20 protein-coding genes are annotated in these 16,932 nt (G+C 67.4%); 9 read left to right on the forward strand and 11 right to left on the reverse strand.

What is annotated here, in order from left to right; translation table 11 throughout:
- Nucleotides 1-17 precede the first annotated feature (17 nt).
- Nucleotides 18-815, forward strand: coding sequence for a 3-oxoadipate enol-lactonase (pcaD, locus tag ACKN61_RS03185; protein WP_408952281.1), 798 nt, complete (start codon nt 18-20; stop codon nt 813-815).
- Here the strand turns inward: pcaD and ACKN61_RS03190 are convergent, their stop codons facing one another.
- The 6 genes from ACKN61_RS03190 to ACKN61_RS03215 form a co-directional block, all read right to left on the reverse strand.
- Nucleotides 816-2,066: a YcaO-like family protein gene (locus tag ACKN61_RS03190; RefSeq protein ID WP_408952282.1), complete on the reverse strand. Its 1,251-nt coding sequence runs from the start codon at nt 2,064-2,066 to the stop codon at nt 816-818.
- 84 nt (nt 2,067-2,150) lie between these two features.
- Nucleotides 2,151-2,288, reverse strand: coding sequence for a hypothetical protein (locus ACKN61_RS03195; protein WP_408952283.1), 138 nt, complete (start codon nt 2,286-2,288; stop codon nt 2,151-2,153).
- Nucleotides 2,289-2,491: 203 nt separating this feature from the next.
- Complete coding sequence (locus ACKN61_RS03200; protein WP_408952284.1) at nt 2,492-2,629, reverse strand: hypothetical protein; 138 nt, start codon at nt 2,627-2,629, stop codon at nt 2,492-2,494.
- Between the two features lie 513 nt (nt 2,630-3,142).
- The gene (locus ACKN61_RS03205; protein WP_408952285.1) at nt 3,143-3,937 is read right to left on the reverse strand and encodes a MetQ/NlpA family ABC transporter substrate-binding protein; all 795 of its coding nucleotides are present in this window, start codon (nt 3,935-3,937) and stop codon (nt 3,143-3,145) included.
- A gap of 39 nt (nt 3,938-3,976) precedes the next feature.
- On the reverse strand, nt 3,977-4,660 hold the full coding sequence (locus ACKN61_RS03210) for a methionine ABC transporter permease (RefSeq protein ID WP_408952286.1): 684 nt from the start codon (nt 4,658-4,660) through the stop codon (nt 3,977-3,979).
- A complete protein-coding gene (locus ACKN61_RS03215; protein ID WP_408952287.1) occupies nt 4,657-5,664 on the reverse strand; it encodes a methionine ABC transporter ATP-binding protein in 1,008 nt (335 codons plus the stop codon). The genes ACKN61_RS03210 and ACKN61_RS03215 overlap by 4 nt, the downstream gene beginning before the upstream one ends.
- Before the next feature lie 379 nt (nt 5,665-6,043).
- Here ACKN61_RS03215 and ACKN61_RS03220 point away from each other — a divergent pair, with 379 nt between their 5' ends.
- The 3 genes from ACKN61_RS03220 (at nt 6,044) to ACKN61_RS03230 (ending at nt 7,300) form a co-directional block, all read left to right on the forward strand.
- Nucleotides 6,044-6,181 (forward strand): hypothetical protein, encoded by a 138-nt coding sequence (locus ACKN61_RS03220; protein ID WP_408952288.1) that lies wholly within the window; start codon nt 6,044-6,046, stop codon nt 6,179-6,181.
- Between the two features lie 70 nt (nt 6,182-6,251).
- Entirely contained in the window at nt 6,252-6,422 is a 171-nt protein-coding gene (locus tag ACKN61_RS03225) for a hypothetical protein (RefSeq protein WP_161786050.1), read from the forward strand.
- A gap of 215 nt (nt 6,423-6,637) precedes the next feature.
- On the forward strand, nt 6,638-7,300 hold the full coding sequence (locus ACKN61_RS03230) for a hydrolase (protein WP_408952289.1): 663 nt from the start codon (nt 6,638-6,640) through the stop codon (nt 7,298-7,300).
- A gap of 35 nt (nt 7,301-7,335) precedes the next feature.
- Here ACKN61_RS03230 and ACKN61_RS03235 read toward each other — a convergent pair whose 3' ends face one another.
- Nucleotides 7,336-7,758, reverse strand: a complete 423-nt coding sequence (locus ACKN61_RS03235) for a GFA family protein (protein ID WP_408952290.1) — start codon at nt 7,756-7,758, stop codon at nt 7,336-7,338.
- Between the two features lie 131 nt (nt 7,759-7,889).
- Here ACKN61_RS03235 and ACKN61_RS03240 point away from each other — a divergent pair, with 131 nt between their 5' ends.
- From ACKN61_RS03240 to ACKN61_RS03250, 3 genes are all read left to right on the forward strand, one after another.
- The gene (locus ACKN61_RS03240) at nt 7,890-9,128 is read left to right on the forward strand and encodes an esterase/lipase family protein (RefSeq protein ID WP_408952291.1); all 1,239 of its coding nucleotides are present in this window, start codon (nt 7,890-7,892) and stop codon (nt 9,126-9,128) included.
- Between the two features lie 66 nt (nt 9,129-9,194).
- Nucleotides 9,195-9,647 carry a DUF6196 family protein gene (locus ACKN61_RS03245; protein ID WP_408952292.1) on the forward strand — a complete coding sequence of 151 codons (453 nt, stop codon included), beginning with the start codon at nt 9,195-9,197 and terminating at the stop codon, nt 9,645-9,647.
- A gap of 130 nt (nt 9,648-9,777) precedes the next feature.
- Nucleotides 9,778-10,341, forward strand: coding sequence for a DUF2846 domain-containing protein (locus ACKN61_RS03250; protein ID WP_408952293.1), 564 nt, complete (start codon nt 9,778-9,780; stop codon nt 10,339-10,341).
- A 100-nt stretch (nt 10,342-10,441) separates the two neighbouring features.
- On the opposite strand, the gene ACKN61_RS03255 is transcribed toward ACKN61_RS03250, so the two are convergent.
- The 3 genes from ACKN61_RS03255 to ACKN61_RS03265 all read right to left on the reverse strand — a co-directional run bounded on the left by ACKN61_RS03255 (nt 10,442) and on the right by ACKN61_RS03265 (nt 13,716).
- Nucleotides 10,442-11,323, reverse strand: coding sequence for an alpha/beta fold hydrolase (locus tag ACKN61_RS03255; protein WP_408953748.1), 882 nt, complete (start codon nt 11,321-11,323; stop codon nt 10,442-10,444).
- Between the two features lie 207 nt (nt 11,324-11,530).
- Nucleotides 11,531-13,093, reverse strand: a complete 1,563-nt coding sequence (locus ACKN61_RS03260) for a pyridoxamine 5'-phosphate oxidase family protein (protein WP_408952294.1) — start codon at nt 13,091-13,093, stop codon at nt 11,531-11,533.
- 83 nt (nt 13,094-13,176) lie between these two features.
- Complete coding sequence (locus ACKN61_RS03265) at nt 13,177-13,716, reverse strand: carboxymuconolactone decarboxylase family protein (RefSeq protein WP_031370075.1); 540 nt, start codon at nt 13,714-13,716, stop codon at nt 13,177-13,179.
- 160 nt (nt 13,717-13,876) lie between these two features.
- On the opposite strand from ACKN61_RS03265, the gene ACKN61_RS03270 reads away from it, so the two are divergent.
- Nucleotides 13,877-14,776 carry a LysR family transcriptional regulator gene (locus ACKN61_RS03270; RefSeq protein ID WP_408952295.1) on the forward strand — a complete coding sequence of 300 codons (900 nt, stop codon included), beginning with the start codon at nt 13,877-13,879 and terminating at the stop codon, nt 14,774-14,776.
- Between the two features lie 290 nt (nt 14,777-15,066).
- Here the strand turns inward: ACKN61_RS03270 and ACKN61_RS03275 are convergent, their stop codons facing one another.
- Entirely contained in the window at nt 15,067-15,777 is a 711-nt protein-coding gene (locus ACKN61_RS03275; protein WP_408952296.1) for an rRNA pseudouridine synthase, read from the reverse strand.
- A 95-nt stretch (nt 15,778-15,872) separates the two neighbouring features.
- Here ACKN61_RS03275 and ACKN61_RS03280 point away from each other — a divergent pair, with 95 nt between their 5' ends.
- The gene (locus tag ACKN61_RS03280; RefSeq protein WP_408952297.1) at nt 15,873-16,730 is read left to right on the forward strand and encodes a PA4780 family RIO1-like protein kinase; all 858 of its coding nucleotides are present in this window, start codon (nt 15,873-15,875) and stop codon (nt 16,728-16,730) included.
- The last annotated feature ends 202 nt before the right edge of the window (nt 16,731-16,932 follow it).

Raw genomic sequence — 16,932 nt, forward strand, 5'->3', positions numbered from 1 at the left:
CCGAACGGAGCATCGCCATGAACAAGTTGTCTTACCTGAGCGCCAGCGACGGCGTGCGCATCGCCTACCGTCTCGACGGCGCCGCCGATCTGCCGGTACTCGTGCTGTCCAACTCGATCGGCACCGATCTGCATATGTGGGATGCGCAAGCGGCGGAACTCGCGCGGCATTTCCGCGTGCTGCGTTACGACACGCGCGGTCACGGCGCCTCCGAGGTGCCCGCGGGCGAGTACTCGCTCGAACGCCTGGGCCGCGACGTGATCGACCTGCTCGACGCTCTGCGCATCGAGCGCGCGCATTTTCTCGGCCTGTCGCTCGGCGGCATGATCGGGCAGTGGCTAGGCGTGCATGCCGGCGAGCGCATCGACCGCTTGATCCTGAGCAATACCTCGGCCTATCTGGGGCCGGCCGGGCAATGGGCCGAGCGGATCGCCTCGGTGCTGGGCGTCGAGGACATGACCGACACCGCCGAGATGTTCCTCGGCAACTGGTTCCCGGCGGCGATGCGCGAGGCGAACGGGCCGGCGATCCAGGCCTTCCGCGGCATGTTGCTGGCCACCGATCCGCGCGGCCTGGCCGGCAACTACGCGGCGGTGCGCGATCTGGATATGCGCCAAGCGCTCGCGCGGGTGGCGCGCCCGACCCTGGTGATCGCCGGCCGCTACGACACGGTGACCCTGGCCAGCCACGGCGAGGCCATCGCCGCGAGCGTGCCCGGCGCGAGCCTGCTGGTGCTGCCGGCGGTGCATTTGTCGAATGTCGAATTCCCGGCCGAGTTCATGAGCGCTGTGCTCGGCTTCCTGCTCCAGCGTTGACTAGTCGGTGCGCTCCAGCGCCGGCACTTGCAGCTTGCCGGCCAGCAGATCCATGCCGCGTTTGCCGGGGGCCATGGCGATGCCCGAGGCGACCAGCAGGAAGCGTTCGAGCTCGAAGGACACGCAACTGACCACGCAGAAGTCATCGCCTTGCCGATGGTTGATCGCGTGGTAGAGGTGAATGCCCTTGTGCTGCAGCAGGGTCACCATATCGCGCAGCAGGGCCTTGGGCGCCTGGACATCGCGCGTCGGATGCGACCATTCGACCGTCTCGAGCCGCTCGGCCGATACCTGAAAATACGCGCAGTCCCTGAGTTTGCGGTATTCGGCCAGGGCCTCCAGGGCGAGGCGGCTGTACTCGTGCATGCTCGGCAACTGCTCGCGGATGCCGACGCATTGCACGAGTTCGGTCAATGCGCGGATGGCGGCATGGGCCGCGTACAAGGACGCACCGAAGCCGCTCGGGTACACCACTTCGTCGTCGAGAATCCGGTCGGTGGTGGCGATGAAGGCGGGAAAGCCCAGGTCGCTGGTCACCTCGATCAGGACGATGCCGCGCCCGAGCTGAGCGCTGGCGGCCTCGTGGATTGCGGCGACCTGCGGCGGCAGCGACCGCGGATCGATCACGCTGCCGAGGCTGGCCGGTTCGCCGAGATAGTGCGCGACCAGGAACAAGGACCAGGAATCGCGCTCGACCAATTCTCCGATCGCGTGCACCGCGGCTTCTTCGACGCTGGCGCCGATCGCGATGCCGCTGTTGGAGCCATAGCGGATGACGCTGGAGTAGTCGAAGTCGTCCTCGGCCGGAAGTTTGTCCAGGTAGTTCGGAAACGTCAGGAACAAGGGCACCGGCACGTCGGCGGCGTCGCCGAAGAAGGGGCGATAGCTCCGGCACGCCAGGCGCTGCTGCGGGTTCTGCCCGAACGCCGACAGAAACGGCAGCCCGGCATAGCGAGGGTCGCGGAACAGATCGATCGAGCGTACGAAATCGATGCGTTCGCCGGCAGGCGGTGCGTTGGTGTACAGATGCTCGACCGCTTCGTAGATGGCGCCGACCCGGGCAGCTTCGCCGTCGCCCTTGCCGAAGCCGCTGGCGATGACCTCGTCGTCGCCGTCGTGCAGGGTGCAGACGGTGGACTGCAGGCGCTCGCCGTGGGCCTGGGTCTGTATGCGCCAGCCCTGCTCGCTTACGAATCTGCGGATGACGCGTTCGGCGTCGGCCAACGATCGCTCTCGCTCCAGCGGAATCATGCAGTCGCTCCTTGCGGGTGTGCCGGAACGAAGCGGCACGAACCTGGGTTCGTGCCGCCCGTTCGATCGGGATGGAAGCCTTGCTTACTTAGCCAGCTTGTCCAGGATGGCTTTCTCTTCCGGCGTCGGTGCCGGCTTGACGTCCTTGTCCTGCTCGATCTTGTTGGCGAGGAGCAGGTGCGGGACGGACTTGACGATGGTCGTTCCGATGAGCTTCTTCATACGATCCCTTGAGGTGGTGTCGTTGCAGGTTAGTGCGACGCGCCGAGGCGTTTGACGAGGGCGATCCCCGCGAATCCGCCCGCTAGCGGGCCGGCGATACGCAAGGTCCAGGTCGGCGCCGAATCGCTTACTGCGGTCGATGCCTCGCCGCAGCTCGCGGCAGGCAGACGGCGCGCCGGAGTCGGTCGCGCGATGCGGCCCGGTTACTTCGCCAGCTTCTCCAGGAGTTCTTGCTCCTGCGGCGTCAGCACCGGCGTGATGCCCTGGGCCGTGATCGCCTTGGTGGCATCGATCAAGACCGGACGCGACTTGATGATGAATATCTCGATCGTCTTCTTCATAACAATCCCTCGTTGTGATGTGACTTGCGGAAGTTCCATGCAGCAAGCCGGGGCGCTCGACGTTAGCGACCGAGCCCGGCGGCCCGCGCGCCAGCTATACGGGGCGGCTGGGAGCACGGTCAATCTCGGTTCGGGCGCCGATCTCATCGGTTGTGAAACTTCGGACCCAGTTTCGGAAACGCCCGGGCCAAGGCCGGCGTTACGCTGGCCGAGGGTCGGATATCGGGATGGCTGAATGGGCGGGCCGGAGACGAAGGCGGCCGGCCGGCATCGGCGACTCCGGGCATTGCTTGCCCGACATTGTTTGCCGGGTCGCGATCAGGCGCGAATACGCCGCGCATCTTGGGGGCGTCGATTCGCCTTCGATCCGCGCGCACCGCAGGTCCGATGCCATCGGTTCGCGGATGGATGCGTGGCGCTGTCGGTCCGGCTGCATTGCGCAGCTCGTTCGCGGTTCTGAGTGGGTTGGAGTCGCCTCGCGTGCCTGCGACACGCGAGGCGAGTCGGGCGTACTCAGAACGCCGGCAACACCGCGCCGCGGTACTTCTTCTCGATGAAGCTCTTGACCTCGGGGCCGGTCAACGCCGCCGCGAGCTTCTTGACCCGCGGGTCGTCGCGATTGTCCGGTCGGCCGACCAGGAAGTTGACGTAGGGCGAGTCGCGGCCTTCGATGGCCAGCGCGTCCTTGGTCGGGTCGAGGCCGGCGTCGAGCGCGTAGTTGGTGTTGATCAAGGCCAGGTCGACCTGGTCGAGGATGCGCGGCAGCATCGCCGCATCGAGTTCGCGGAACTTGAGCTGCTTGGGGTTGGCGGTGATGTCGCGCAGGGTCGCCAGCGCATCGTTCGGGTCGCGCAGTTGGATCACCCCGGACTTGTGCAGCAGGATCAGGGCGCGGCTGTTGTTGCTCGGGTCGTTGGGGATGACCACGTCGGCGCCCTGCGGCAGCGCGTCGAGCGACTTGAACTTGCGCGAGTAGGCGCCGAAGGGCTCGATGTGCACGCCGACGATGGTGGTGAGCTTCGTGCCGCGGCTGCGGTTGTAGGAATTCAGATAAGGCTCGGTCTCGAAATAGCTGACGTCGAGCAGTTTCTGCGCCACCTGGTCGTTGGGCTGCACGTAGTCGTTGAACACGCGCACCTCGAGTTCGACGCCCTGCTTGGCCAGCAGGGGCTTCACCACTTCGAGGATTTCCGCGTGCGGCACCGCGGTGGCGGCGACGGTGAGCTTCTGCGACGCCGGGTCGTTGCCGCCGCCGCAACCGCTCAGGCCTGCGGCGGTCAGGGCCAGGATGGCCATCAGCTTTTTCATCTTGCGTCCTCGATCGATTCGATAGCTTGGAGCGGCCGCTCAGCGTCGGCTGAAGCGCGCCACGAGTTTGTCGCCGAGCGTCTGCAGCGCCTGCACCAGCAGCAGCAACAGCAGCACCGTCACCACCGCCACGTCGGTATGCGAGCGCAGATAGCCGTCGCGGTAGGCGAGGTCGCCGAGGCCGCCGGAACCGATCGCGCCGCCCATGGCGGTATAGCCGATCAGGGCGACGGTGGTCACCGTGGCGCCGGCGATCAAGCCGGGCAGCGCTTCGGGCAACAGCGCGCGCAACACGATCTGGCGGGTCGTCGCGCCCATCGCCTGGCAGGCCTCGATGATGCCGCGGTCGACTTCGCGCAGCGAGGTCTCCACCAATCGCGCGTAGAACGGCGCCGCGCCGACCACCAACGGCAGGATCGCGCCGCGCACCCCGAGCGAGGTGCCCATCGCCGCGAGGGTCAGTGGGATCATCACGATCATCAGGATGATGAAAGGCACCGAGCGCAGGATGTTGATGACCAGCGACAGCACGCCGTACAGGCGCGGCTGCGCGCGCAGCTGGCGCGGGCCGGTCAGGAACAGGGCGATGCCGAGCGGCAGGCCGATCAGCAGGGTCAGCGGCAGGGCGCCGGCCAACATCAGCAAGGTGTCGAGCGTGGCCTGGCCGATCTCGGCCCACTTGCCGGCGTCGAGGTGTTGCAACCAACCGGGATTCGGGTTCATCGCGCGATCTCCTCGACGTGCACGCCGGCCGCGCCGAGCGCGGCGATGGCGGCATCGCTGTCGCCGCCGACCAGGGCAATGGTGAGCTGGCCGTAAGGCGTGTCCTTGATGCGGTCGATGCGGCCGGCGAGGATGTTGTAGTCGACGCCGGTCTCGCGCGCGACGCGGCCGAGCAAGGGTTCGTAGGTGTGCTCGCCGATGAAGGTCAGGCGCAGCAAACGCCCGGACACCGCGGCGAAATCGCGGTGCAGGCCGCTTTCGTCGACGTGCTCGGCCTCGGAGACGAAGCGGCGCGTGGTCGGATGGCGCGGATGCAGGAACACGTCGGCGACCGGGCCGCTTTCGACCAGGCGGCCGGCGTCGAGCACGGCGACGCGGTCGCAGACGCGGCGGATCACTTCCATCTCGTGGGTGATCAGGACGATGGTCAGGCCGAGTTCGCGGTTGATCTCGGCCAGCAGCGCCAACACCGAGGCGGTGGTCTGCGGGTCGAGGGCGCTGGTGGCCTCGTCGCACAGCAGGATGCGCGGCCGGCAGGCGAGGGCGCGGGCGATGCCGACGCGCTGCTTCTGCCCGCCCGACAACTGCGCCGGGTATTTGTCGGCATGCGCACTCAGGCCGACGCGGGCGAGCAACTCGGCGACGCGCGCGGCGATCTCGGCGCGCGGGGTGCCGGCCAGCTCCAGCGGAAAGGCGACGTTGGCCGCCACCGTGCGCGAAGACAGCAGATTGAAGTGCTGGAAGATCATGCCGATGCGCTGGCGCAGGGCGCGCAGGCCGGCGCCGTCGAGCGCACTGGCGTCTTCGCCGTCGACCAGCACGCGGCCGCCGCTGGGGCGCTCGAGGCCGTTGATCAGCCGGATCAGGGTGGATTTGCCGGCGCCGGAGTGGCCGATGATGCCGAACACCTCGCCTTCGACGATGTCGAGATCGAGCGGCAGCAAGGCCGGCACCTCGTGACCGCCGACGCGGAACGATTTATGGACCTGCTGGAATTGGATCATGGACCGTCGTGGGCGTGGCTGTGCGGGAGAGGCGAGGCCGTGCGGCGCGGCACGGCGCCACTCCGAGGCCGGGCGTCGGACCGCCACACTATCACCCGGCAAACCGTGAGGCGGTCGGCATTGTAAGGCGGGGCAAGGGACGGGACCCGGTGTAACGGTTATGTGCTTATGCCGAATTGCACGAAGGCCGCGGGAACTGCTGGGGAGAGGCCTCGGACGAGGCGGGTCAAAATGTGACGTGATTCGCGTTTTGATGCCTCCCTTATTTAGTGTGCTTCGGTGTCCATATCCGCCGTTGCTGGCCTCGCACGGGGCGGGGCGTTGGCACGATTCGTGTGCATTCCCTCATGCAGGTATCGGCATGGCAGGAGCCAACGGCATGAGTGGCAAATCGGACAAGCAAATTCCGCAAGACGATCACGGGCGTGCGCCGTCGGCCTCGCTGGTGGCCGCCCTGACGGTCGCCTCGATCTTGGCCGTGATCGCCGCCCTCATCGCCAGCCTGGCCCGGGCCTAACGCCAGCCAGCGCAAAGTCAGCGCAAAACTGGCGCGCACCTGCATCTGTCTTCCGTCATTGAGGTTCCCTATGCGTCTGACCCCGCCCAGCTTTCCCATCTTCTTCATTGCCCTGCTGGCCGGCGGCGCCGGCATCGCCGCGCGTCTCGGCTATCTGCCGTTCCTCGCGGGCTTCGCGTTCTGGCTGGCGGCGTTGGGCTTCGTCCTGCTGCTGATCGGTTCTTTGTTCCGCAGTCTTTGATCGACTCGAGGACAGGAGCGGCAAGACGCTCCTGTCCGCGAGTGCCTTCGCTGGCATCGCGCCACTGGCTCCAGCGAAACCGCAGCAACTGGCGCCGTCGTCGTCGCCGCGCGTGCGTACCGTATCCGGCACCGGCCAATCGGCCTCCAGTGCTGCGATGGGAACTCGTCATGTCTTTGTCCACGGCTTTTACGCGGCGGTCGATCGTTGCGAGCTTGCTCTTCGCCGCTGCGTTCCTGCCGGCCCATGCCGACCTGCGCACCCCGCTGACCCCGGAAAACAGCGTGGTGCTGATGGTCGACTACCAGCCGCAGTTCGTGTTCTCGGTGCAGTCGATCGAGGTCGGCAAGCTGATCAACAACGCCGAGGGCTTGAGCAAGGCGGCCAAGGCCTTCGAGGTGCCGACCCTGTACGCGACGATCAGCGCCGAAAAATTCGGCGGCCCGTTCTTCAGACAACTCACCCAGGCGCGTCCGGAGCTGGTGCCCTACGACCGCACCGCGATCGACCCCTGGCAGGACCCGCGCATCCGCGAGGCGGTGCGCAAGACCGGCCGCAAGAAGCTGCTGGTCAGCGGTTTGTGGACCGACAGCTGCGTGACCTTGCCGGTATTGTCGGCGCTGCGCGACGGCTACGAGGTCTACGTGGTGGTCGATGCCAGCGGCGATGTCTCGCACGAGTCGCACGACATGGCGGTGCGGCGCATGATCCAGGCCGGCGCGGTGCCGGTGACCTGGCTGGCGGTGATGCTGGAGTGGCAGGGCGACTGGAGCAAGGGCGGCACCGGCGCGCAGGTGCAGAAGATCGCCCAGCAACACAGCGGCGCCTGGGGCCAGGGCATCGATTATTTCCAGAGCATGATCGCGCCGAAGCCCTGAGCGGGGGATGCGGGCCTGGTGGCGTGCGACGGCGCCTAGGCCTTGGACGGTACCGCCGAACTGCTCTTGCTGAAACGGGGCAGTGGGTCGGTGGTATCGAACCAAGGCAACCGCGAACGGGTCCAGACGTGGTCGTCGACGCCTACCCGTTCCGGCTCGTCGAGGCTGCCGATGCAGACTTGCACGCGATCGGCCAACACGCTTTCGCGCATGCCCAGGGTGCTGCCGCAGTTCGCGCAGAAGCCGCGTTCGGCGTACTCGGAAGAGCGATACCAACTCGGCGGCGAAGCGAGCCAGGCGAAGGCCCCGGCCGGAAAATGCACGAAGGCGAGCGCCGGCGCGCCCGAATGGCGGCGGCACAGGCTGCAATGGCAGATCACCCCGCGCAAGGGCGCGGCGGTCGCGCGATAGCGGATCGCGCCGCACAGGCAGCCGCCTTCGAAGTGGGTATCGGTCATCGTTGGTCGTCTCCTCGCGGGGCGGGCCGACGCAGGCCGGGGCGGTCCGCGCGTCGTCACGGTACGCCAGAATGCGCCGTCGGCATCGACTGCGCTAGGCTGGCGGTCCCGTTGCCGCGCGCTGGATGCTCATGCCGAAACGCTCGTCCACGGCCGACACCGGCAACGGCCCCGGTGCGGACCTGCGCGGTATCGGCCGCCTGACCATCGACGCGATCACCGGCGTGGTCGACCTGGTCGAATCCGTCCACGCCACCATCGTCGCGTTGCCGGGCCCGCTCGGCGCGCCGGTGCGCGATCCGACCCGCGGCATCAGCGGATTGGTTTATCGCAGCGTGCGCGGCATCGCCCGTTTCGTCGGCGACGGCCTCGACCTGGCGCTCGCTCAGTTCGCGCCGCTGCTGGACCGGATCGACTCGCCGCCGCAGCGCGACGGCGTGGTCTGCGCGCTCAACGGCGTGCTCGGCGATCATCTGGCCGCGACCGCCAACCCGCTGGCGATCCGCATGCGCCTGCGCCGCGACGGCACGCCCTTGCGGCTGGGTCGCAAGGCTTTGGCCGCAGCCTGTCCGCAGGCGACCGGAAAACTGTTGGTGATGGTGCACGGCCTGTGCATGAACGACCTGCAATGGCGTTGGAACGGCCACGACCATGCCGCGGCATTGGCGCGCGATGCCGGTTGGACGCCGGTCTATCTGCACTACAACAGCGGCCGCCACATCTCCAGCAACGGCCGCGAGTTCGCCGCGCGTCTGGAGCGCCTGTTGCGCGAGTGGCCGGTGCCGGTGGAGCGTTTCGCCATCGTCGGTCACAGCATGGGCGGCCTGGTCGCGCGCAGCGCCTGCCATGCCGCCGCCGGCGCCGGGCTGCGCTGGCCTGAGCGGCTCGACAGCCTGGTCTTCCTCGGCACGCCGCATCACGGTGCGCCGCTCGAACGCGCCGGCAGTTGGTTCGACATGCTGATCGGCCGCAGCCCCTACACCGCGCCGTTCGCGCGTCTCGGCAAGATCCGCAGCGCCGGCATCCAGGACCTGCGCCACGGCAATCTGCTCGACGCGGATTGGCGCAAGCCTAAGCACGAGAGCGACGGACGCCGCGATGCGCGCACGCCGGTGCCGCTGCCCGCGCACGTGCGCAGTTACGCGGTGGCGGTTTCGACCGACAAGAACGGTGCAGCGAAGGACGCGGGCATCGACAGGCTCAGCGGCGACGGCCTGGTGCCGGTCGCCAGCGCGCTGGGGCATCATCCCGACCCGGCCTTCGACCTGCGCATTCCCAAGTCGCGGCAATGGGTGGGCCATGGCCTGCATCATCTCGATCTGCTCGGCGACCTGCAGGTCTACGAGCGCATCCGGCGCTGGCTGGAGTGAGGCGGTCGCCGCCGGACTGGGCAGACGAATCCATCATCGGGCCGGCAGCGGCCGCCGGAGGTTGCAGTGGTAGACATATCGCGGGAAACGATCGAACAGACCAACACGCGCTTGCTGGTCGTGACCAAGCAGGCGCGCCTGTTGGCGTATCCGGGCACCTATGCTTTTCTCGAGTTCCCCTTGGCCGACTTCCCGGGCGCGGTGCGTGCCGATGCCTTGGCCCTGGTGCGCGACGATGAAGTCTGGAGTCAGCTGGTGCCCTGTACAGACCCCGCCGAGGATCTGTTCGCCTTGTTCCGCTTCCACTTTCCGAGCCGCGTCGACAACAGCGGTTTCGTCGGCTGGCTGGCCTCGCGGCTCAAGCGCAAATTCGGCACCGGCGTGTTCGTGACCTGTGGGCAGAATCGCCGCGACGGCGGCATCTTCGATTACTGGGGCGTGCCGGTGGCGGTCGCGGCGGAGATCGCGGCCGAACTCGATGCCCTGGTGTCGCCGGAGAAGATGGCTCTGGCGCCGTGATGGCGACGGCCGCGGACGTCATCGCCCGGGGCGTCCCGACATCCTGCCGACGGCAGCCGCCCGATCGCGTGCCTGTGGCCGCGGCGGCGGTTGGCTATGCTGTCGGCCCTATCAACGCTTCAGGATCGTCATGGCACAAGGTCGTGCAAGTTTTCTCAAAATTCTTCCGCTGATCATCGTCGGCGCCATCGCAGGACGCGTGCTGGCCTCGATGGCCGGCGGGTCGAGCTTCTTCAACTGGCTGATCGGCCTGCTGGTCCTCGGCTTCGTGGTCTATCTGATCTGGTTGTTCGCGTTCAAGAACCAGGCTACCCGCAAGGCGACGCCGGCGGAAACCGCGGCGGCGCTGAATTTCCAGCCCGAGCCCGGCAAGGGCGTGATCTATCTCTACCGTAAGCAGTTCGTCGCGGTGTTGGTCGGCATGGACGTGGTGCTCGACGGCCAGCCGATCGGCCAGACCCGCGGTTACTGCTTCTATCGACTGGTGCTCGAGCCGGGCCAGCACGTGCTCAGCGGCGACGGCAAATGCAAAGAACCGCTGAGCTTCGAGGTGGCGGCCGGCGAGGTGGCCTACATCGAGAAGGAAATCCTCATGGGCGCGTTCAAGGGCGGCTATCACTACCGCCGCAACGCCGACGTGGCGGCGGCGCAGACCGCGATCCGCAGCTGCAAGCTGCTGTTGCCCAAGGGCTGATCTTTCGTTCGCGATCCGGCGATCCGCACGGATCGGACGGCGCAGCGATCAAGCCGGCGCCGCTGCGGACACCGCAGCGGCGCCGGTTCCGTATCCGCCGTCAGTCCTGGCTGGCCTGCGACTCGCCCAGCTGGCGGCCCAGGAAGCTGCGGATGCGCAGGGCGATCGGCTGCGCGTCTTCTTCGAGGGCGAAATGCCCGGTATCGAACAGATGCACCTCGGCCTTCGGCAAGTCGCGCTGGTAGGCGTGGGCGCCGGCGCTGAGGAAGATCGGATCGTTCTTGCCCCACAGCACCAGCATCGGCGGCTGACGCTCGCGGAAATAGGCCTGCCATTGCGGGTACTTGCCGGGATTGGAGCCGTAGTCGTAGAGCAGACGCAGCTGTATGTCCTGCACGCCCGGCCGGTCGAGCAAGGCTTGGTCGAGCAGCCAGTTCTCCGGCGCGATCGCCGACGGGTCGCGCACGCCTTCGAGGTAATGCCATTTCGTCGAGGCCAGGCTCAGCAGTTTTTCCGCGAGCAAGCTCGAGCGTTGCGGGGTGGGCTCCTTCCAGTAAGCGCGCAACGGATCCCACAACGTACCCATACCTTCGTCATAGGCATTGCCGTTCTGCACGATCAGCGTCTGGATGCGTTCCGGGTGCTCGACGGCCAGGCGAAAGCCGACCGGCGCGCCGTAGTCGAAGAGGTAGAGGCTGTAGCGCTCGACCTTCAATGCCTGCAGCAGTCGGTCGACGCTCTGCGCCAGCCGATCGAAGCTGTAGTCGTACTCGGCCGGCGAGGGCGTGGCGCTGGCGCCGAAGCCGGGGTAGTCCGGCGCGATGACCCGATAGCGGTCGGCGAGCAGCGGCATCAGCTCGCGGAACATGTGCGAGGAACTCGGCAGGCCGTGCAGCAGCACGATGACCGGTGCGTCCTTGGGGCCGGCCTCTCGGTAGGCCAGTTCGGTGCCGTCTACGGCGATGCGGTGGTGGGTGGTCATGGGACGCTCGGCGGTGGGCGGCCGAGTCTCCGCAATGGCGGAAGCTTCGACCGAGAGGGGGAGGAACGAAAGTGCGGTGCCGGCGAGGGCGGCGCTCAGCAGGGCGACGGACAATCGAAGCATGACGGTTCTCGGGAGAGTGGGGGAGATCGTTGCGGTCGCAAGGACCGGCGGATCCAAACGAGGGTGGAGTGCCGCGGCGATGCGCTAGAGGTCCAGCGCCAGATGTTCGGAATGCGCCCGCGACACGCAAATGCACATCAAGGCGGCGCGTTCCTTTTCGGCGGCGCTGAGGGCGTTGTCGCGATGCTCGGGTACTCCGTCGAGCACCTTGATCGCGCAAGTGCCGCAATTGCCCACCCTGCAGTCCGATGGCGTGCTCACCCCGGCCTGCAACAGCGCATCGAGGATGGTTTGTGAGCCGGCGACGCGGATCCGCCGCTCGGAACGGCGCAACTCGACCTCGATGGCGCGGTCGTCGGGCCGGGTGGCCGCATCGAAACGTTCGATCCGCACCTGGTCGCTCATTCCGAGCGTAGCCGCGGTCGCGTTGAGCTCATCGATCAGCCGTGCGGGGCCGCAGGCATAGACGAGCGTATCCGCTGCCGCAGCCGACAACAGCCTGCGCAGGTCGAGACGCCGCCCTTGATCGGCCGGATACAGAGTGAGCCGTTCGCCGAACTCGGCCTGCAAGGCCTCCAGGAACGGCAGTTCGCGCAGGCCGCGGCCGGCGTAGTGGATCTGAAACGGCTGTCCGCGCCGCGCCAGCGTGTGCGCCATGGCCTTGATCGGGGTGATGCCGATGCCGCCGGCGATCAGGACCACGGGGCGCGCGTCTTCGCTCAGCGCGAAATCGTTGCGCGCAGGCTCGCAACGCAGGCGCAGCCCCAGCTCGAATCCCGCGTGCAGGGCTTTCGATGCGCCGCGCCCGGCGTCTTCGCGCAGCACCGCGATCTCGTAGGCATCGCGCCGCGAAGGGTCGGAGCTGATCGAGTAGTGGCGCAGCTCGGTCTTGCCGTCCAGTTGCACCGGCACGCGCAGATGCGCGCCGGCGGCGACCGCCGGCAAGGCATCGCCTTGCGGATGGCGCAGTTCGTAGGCCCGCACCCGTGCGGTGAGTTGCCTGACGCCGGCGACGACCAGTTCCAGCGGGCCCTCGCCCCAGGCCGCGGCCTCGGCGGCGCGCGGTTTTTCCTCCGGCGGCGGCGTCGGCCGTGTCGGCGCGATGCGTTCGATCTCGGCCTCGGTGTAGCGCGGGGTGATGTGTTGCGGGCAATTCCAGTCGCAGGCTTCGACCTCGATGACGATGCCGCGTTCGACCCGGGCGCGGTATGCGGGCACTTCCAGCCGTGCGATCAGGGCGGCGTCGCTGCTTTCGTCGACGATGCGCGCGCGGCCCCAGATCTTGAGCCGGCGCCGGTTCGGGTAGTCCATCAGGATCAGCGAAATGCGGCCGTCGGCGGCGAGGTTGCCGACGCTGAGGTATTGGCGGTTGCCGCGGAAATCGGCGAAGCCGATCGTCTTGGCATCGAGCACCTTGAGGAAGCCGGCCGGGCCGCCGCGATGCTGGACGTAGGGCCAGCCGGTTTCGGACACGGTCGCCTGATAAAAGCTGTCGCGTTCGGCGATGAATTCGGCCTCGCGCTCGCCGATCGAATCGCGCGCATCTTCGGCCAGTTCGAAGGCGCGATTGGCTTCGCGGCTGCCGTGGCGTTGCTGCGCGTCTTTGACGCTGGGGGTGAAGGTTATATCGGCGAATGCGCGGCTCATGGCGTGCTCCAGCCGGCGGCGACGCAGCGCCGCCGGCCCTGGTCCTGGTGATCGTGGTGACGCGCGGCTCGGGGGCCCGCCGCTCAGGCGGCCAAGGCTACCTTGGGGAAGTCGATTTCGACCCGGCTGGCCTTGCCGAGGATGTTGGTCAGCAGGTTCATGCCGACGTGGGTGATGATCTCGACGATGTCGGCATCGCTGAAGCCGGCCTCGCGCACTTCGACGATCTCGGCGCTGGTGACTTCGCCCTGGTGCTCGACCAGCGAGCGGGCGAACTTCACCGCGATCGCGGCCTTGGCGTCCTGGCTGCCGCCGGCGCGGTTGGCGGCGATCTCGTCGCCGTTCAAACCGGCGTTGCGGCCCAGGGCGGTGTGGGCGGACAGGCAGTACTCGCAGGCGTTCTGTTGGGCCAGGGCCAGGGCGATGCGCTCGCGGGTCTGGAGGTCGAGGCTGCCCTCCTTGGCGATGCCGTGCAGGCCGAGGAAGGCACGCAGGGCGGCCGGCGAGTTGGCGAATACCTTGAGGAAGTTCGGCACCGTGCCGAGTTCGCGCTGGATGGCGTCCAGCAACTGCTGTTGTTCGGTGTCGGCGGTGTTGCGGTCGATGACGGCGATGCGGCTCATGGGGGTGTCCAGTGTCGATGGGGAGGGGGAGTGATCCGGTCCGGCGAGGCCTGGTATCGGTTGCTGTGGGCTTCGGCGTGGCGACACTGTCCGCCATTTCGCTTGCCATAAGAATCACCGAATCGCAAAATTCATTATTGCGATTACAGGAATAATTCAAATGGATCGACTGCACCTGATGACGGTGTTCGTCGCGGTCGCCGAAGAGGAAAGCTTCGCCCGCGCCGCCCGCAAGCTGGGCCTGTCGCCGCCGGCGGTGACGCGGGCGATCGCCGGCCTGGAAGAGCGCTTGGCGGTGAAGCTGCTCGATCGCACCACCCGCTTCGTCCGCGCCACCGAAGCGGGGCAGCGCTATCTCGACGATGCGCGCCGGATCCTGGCCGAGGTCGACGAAGCGGACGAAGCGGCGGCCGGCATCAACGCCGAACCGCGCGGGCATCTGGCCGTTACCGCGCCGGTCCAGTTCGGCAAGTTGTTCGTGCTGCCGATCGTGGTCGACTACCTGCAGCGCTATCCCGCGACCCAGGTGTCGGCGCTGTTCCTCGACCGCGTGGCCAATCTGATCGAAGAGGGGTTGGACGTCGGCGTGCGCATCGGCGCGCTGCCCGATTCGAGCCTGCAGGCCATCCAGGTGGCGCAGGTGCGCAGGCTATTGTGCGCGTCGCCCGACTATCTGCGCCGGCAAGGTTTGCCGAAGACGCCCGCCGACCTGGTCCGGCACGACATCATCTCCGCGCTCGGCATCAGCCCGTCCACCGAGTGGAAGTTCGGCGACGGCCGCAAGGCTTTATCGGTGCGGATAAAGCCTCGCCTGATCGTTACCACCAACGATGCGGCGATCGAGGCGGCGGTGCGCGGTTTCGGCATCACCCGATTGCTGTCCTACCAGGTGGCGCCGCACCTCGCTTCCGGACAACTGAAGATCGTCTTGGGCGAGTACGGGCATTCGTCGCTGCCCGTGCACGTGCTGCATCGCGAAGGGCGTTACGCCTCGCCTAAGGTTCGCACCTTCGTCGACCTGGTGGTCGCGCAACTGCGCGGGAATAGCGCGTTGAATTGAGCGGTGGTTACGGTGGATAGCGGCATTGCGTCTGCAGGCCATCCAGTAGGTGCAGTCCGATATCCGTTCCTCCCCAGGAGAGTTCCCCCTTGAAAAGCAGGCTGGGGGATTTGCTTATGCGCCGGCTACACAGCGGCGAGCTGCGCGTAAATCACCCGGCGCGGCTGCAGCGCCGCATAACTCAACGATGCAGGCGCCAGCCCCCTTGGCAAAGGGATGGATTAAGAAGGGAGCGGCTTACAAAGACGCGAGTGGTGTAAGTCCCGTAGGCCGTCGACGGAAGCTCGCGATCAGAAGCGCTCGGCGACCGGCAGGTAGCGCCATTCGCCGACCGGCATCTTGCTCAACGAGATGCGGCCGATGCGCAGGCGGCGGATCGAGACCACCTCGAACCCGACCTGGCGGCACATGTCGCGCAACTGCCCGGGCTGCACGTCCTTGATCGCGAAGCGCAGGCGGGTTTCGTTCTGCCAGCTGACCTTGCACGGCCGCAACGCGCGGCCCTGGTAGCTCAGGCCGTGGGCGAGCTTCTGCATGCCGTAGGGCAGCAGGTCGCCGGCCACTTCGACGACGAACTCCTGTTCGATCTGGGCGTAGTCCTCGGTCAGGCGGCGCCAGACGCGGCCGTCCTGGGTCAGCACCACCAGCCCGCTGGCGTCGCGGTCGAGCGGGACCAGCGGGGTCAGGCGATGGAAATGGCGCTTGAGCAGTCGCACCTCGGACAGGTCGCCGGGCGCATGGGTGGCCGGCGTGACCAGGCTGGCGGCGTTCTTGAGGTCCAGCCCGGCCGGTTTGTGCAACAGCATCGTCGCCGGCTCGATGGGCTCGAGGCGGGCGTCCGCGGCCAGCTCGACGGTCTGGGTCGAGACCAGGGTCTGCGGCTCCTCGACGATTTCGCCATCCACCGACACCCAGCCGCCCTCGATGTATTGCTGGGCGTCCGTGCGCGAACAGGGGACTTGTTCGGCGAGGCGTTTGTCGAGGCGGACGGGTTCGGACATGACGGAATTCGATACTGGGGTCGCCAAGTGTAAAGATATACGCCTGTTACGCCGGGATTCCCCCTCAGCCGGCGCCGTTTCCCCCACAGGACTACATGAAGACTCCACCCGGATTGCAGGCGCTGATCGACGACGGCGTGATCGACGAGGTCATGCGCCCGCTCAAGAGCGGCAAGGAGGCCGCGGTGTACGTGGTGCGTTCCGGCGACGAGGTGCGCTGCGCCAAGGTCTACAAGGACATGGCGCAACGCAGCTTCCAGCAGCGCGTGCAGTACCAGGAGGGGCGCAAGGTGCGCGGCAGCCGCGAGGCGCGCGCGATCGGCAAGGCCACCAAGTACGGGCGCAAGCAGCAGGAAACCGCCTGGAAGAACACCGAAGTCGAGGCGCTGTATCAGTTGCGCGATGCCGGCGTGCGCGTGCCGGAACCGTACGGTTATTACCACGGCGTACTGGTGATGGAGCTGGTCACCGACGCCGACGGCCATTCCGCGCCGCGTCTGGGCGAGGTAGAGCTGGCGCCGGAGCAGGCCCGCGGCTTCCACCGTTTCCTGGTGCGGCAGGTGGTCAAGATGCTCTGCGTCGGCCTGATCCACGGCGACTTGTCCGAGTACAACGTCCTGGTCGCCCCGGACGGTCCGGTCATCATCGATTTCCCCCAGGTGGTCAGCGCCGCCGGCAACAACGCCGCGCGCAAGATGCTGTTGCGCGACGTCAACAACCTCACCGCCAGCCTGGGCGCCTGGGCGCCGGAGCTGCTGGACACCTGGTACGCCGAGGAAATGTGGGCCCTGTTCGAAGCCGGCGACTTGCGTCCCGACAGCGAACTGACCGGCGTGTTCGTGCACGACGAGTCCGCGGTCGACCTCGACAGCGTCCGCCACGCCATCAACGATGCCCGCGACGAAGCGCTGATCCGCCAGCAGGGCCGCGAAGCCGCGGCCGAAATGGACTGAGCCGGCGGCGCCGACGGCCAGGGGATCGGCCGACCGGGCTGCGTTCGCTCCCGGTCCGGCGTCCGCCGCATCCGTCCATCTTTTCGCCGATCCCTTCGCCGATCCCTTCGCCGGTCATGGACGCGAAGGCCGCCGTTACCGAGCGCGCGCGATCCGGAGCCGGGTGTAGATTAGGGCCGCGACACGGTCGGGTCGATGCATA

The sequence above is a fragment of the Lysobacter sp. Hz25 genome (assembly GCF_046097045.1).
Classification (GTDB): Bacteria; Pseudomonadota; Gammaproteobacteria; order Xanthomonadales; family Xanthomonadaceae; genus Lysobacter; species Lysobacter antibioticus_B.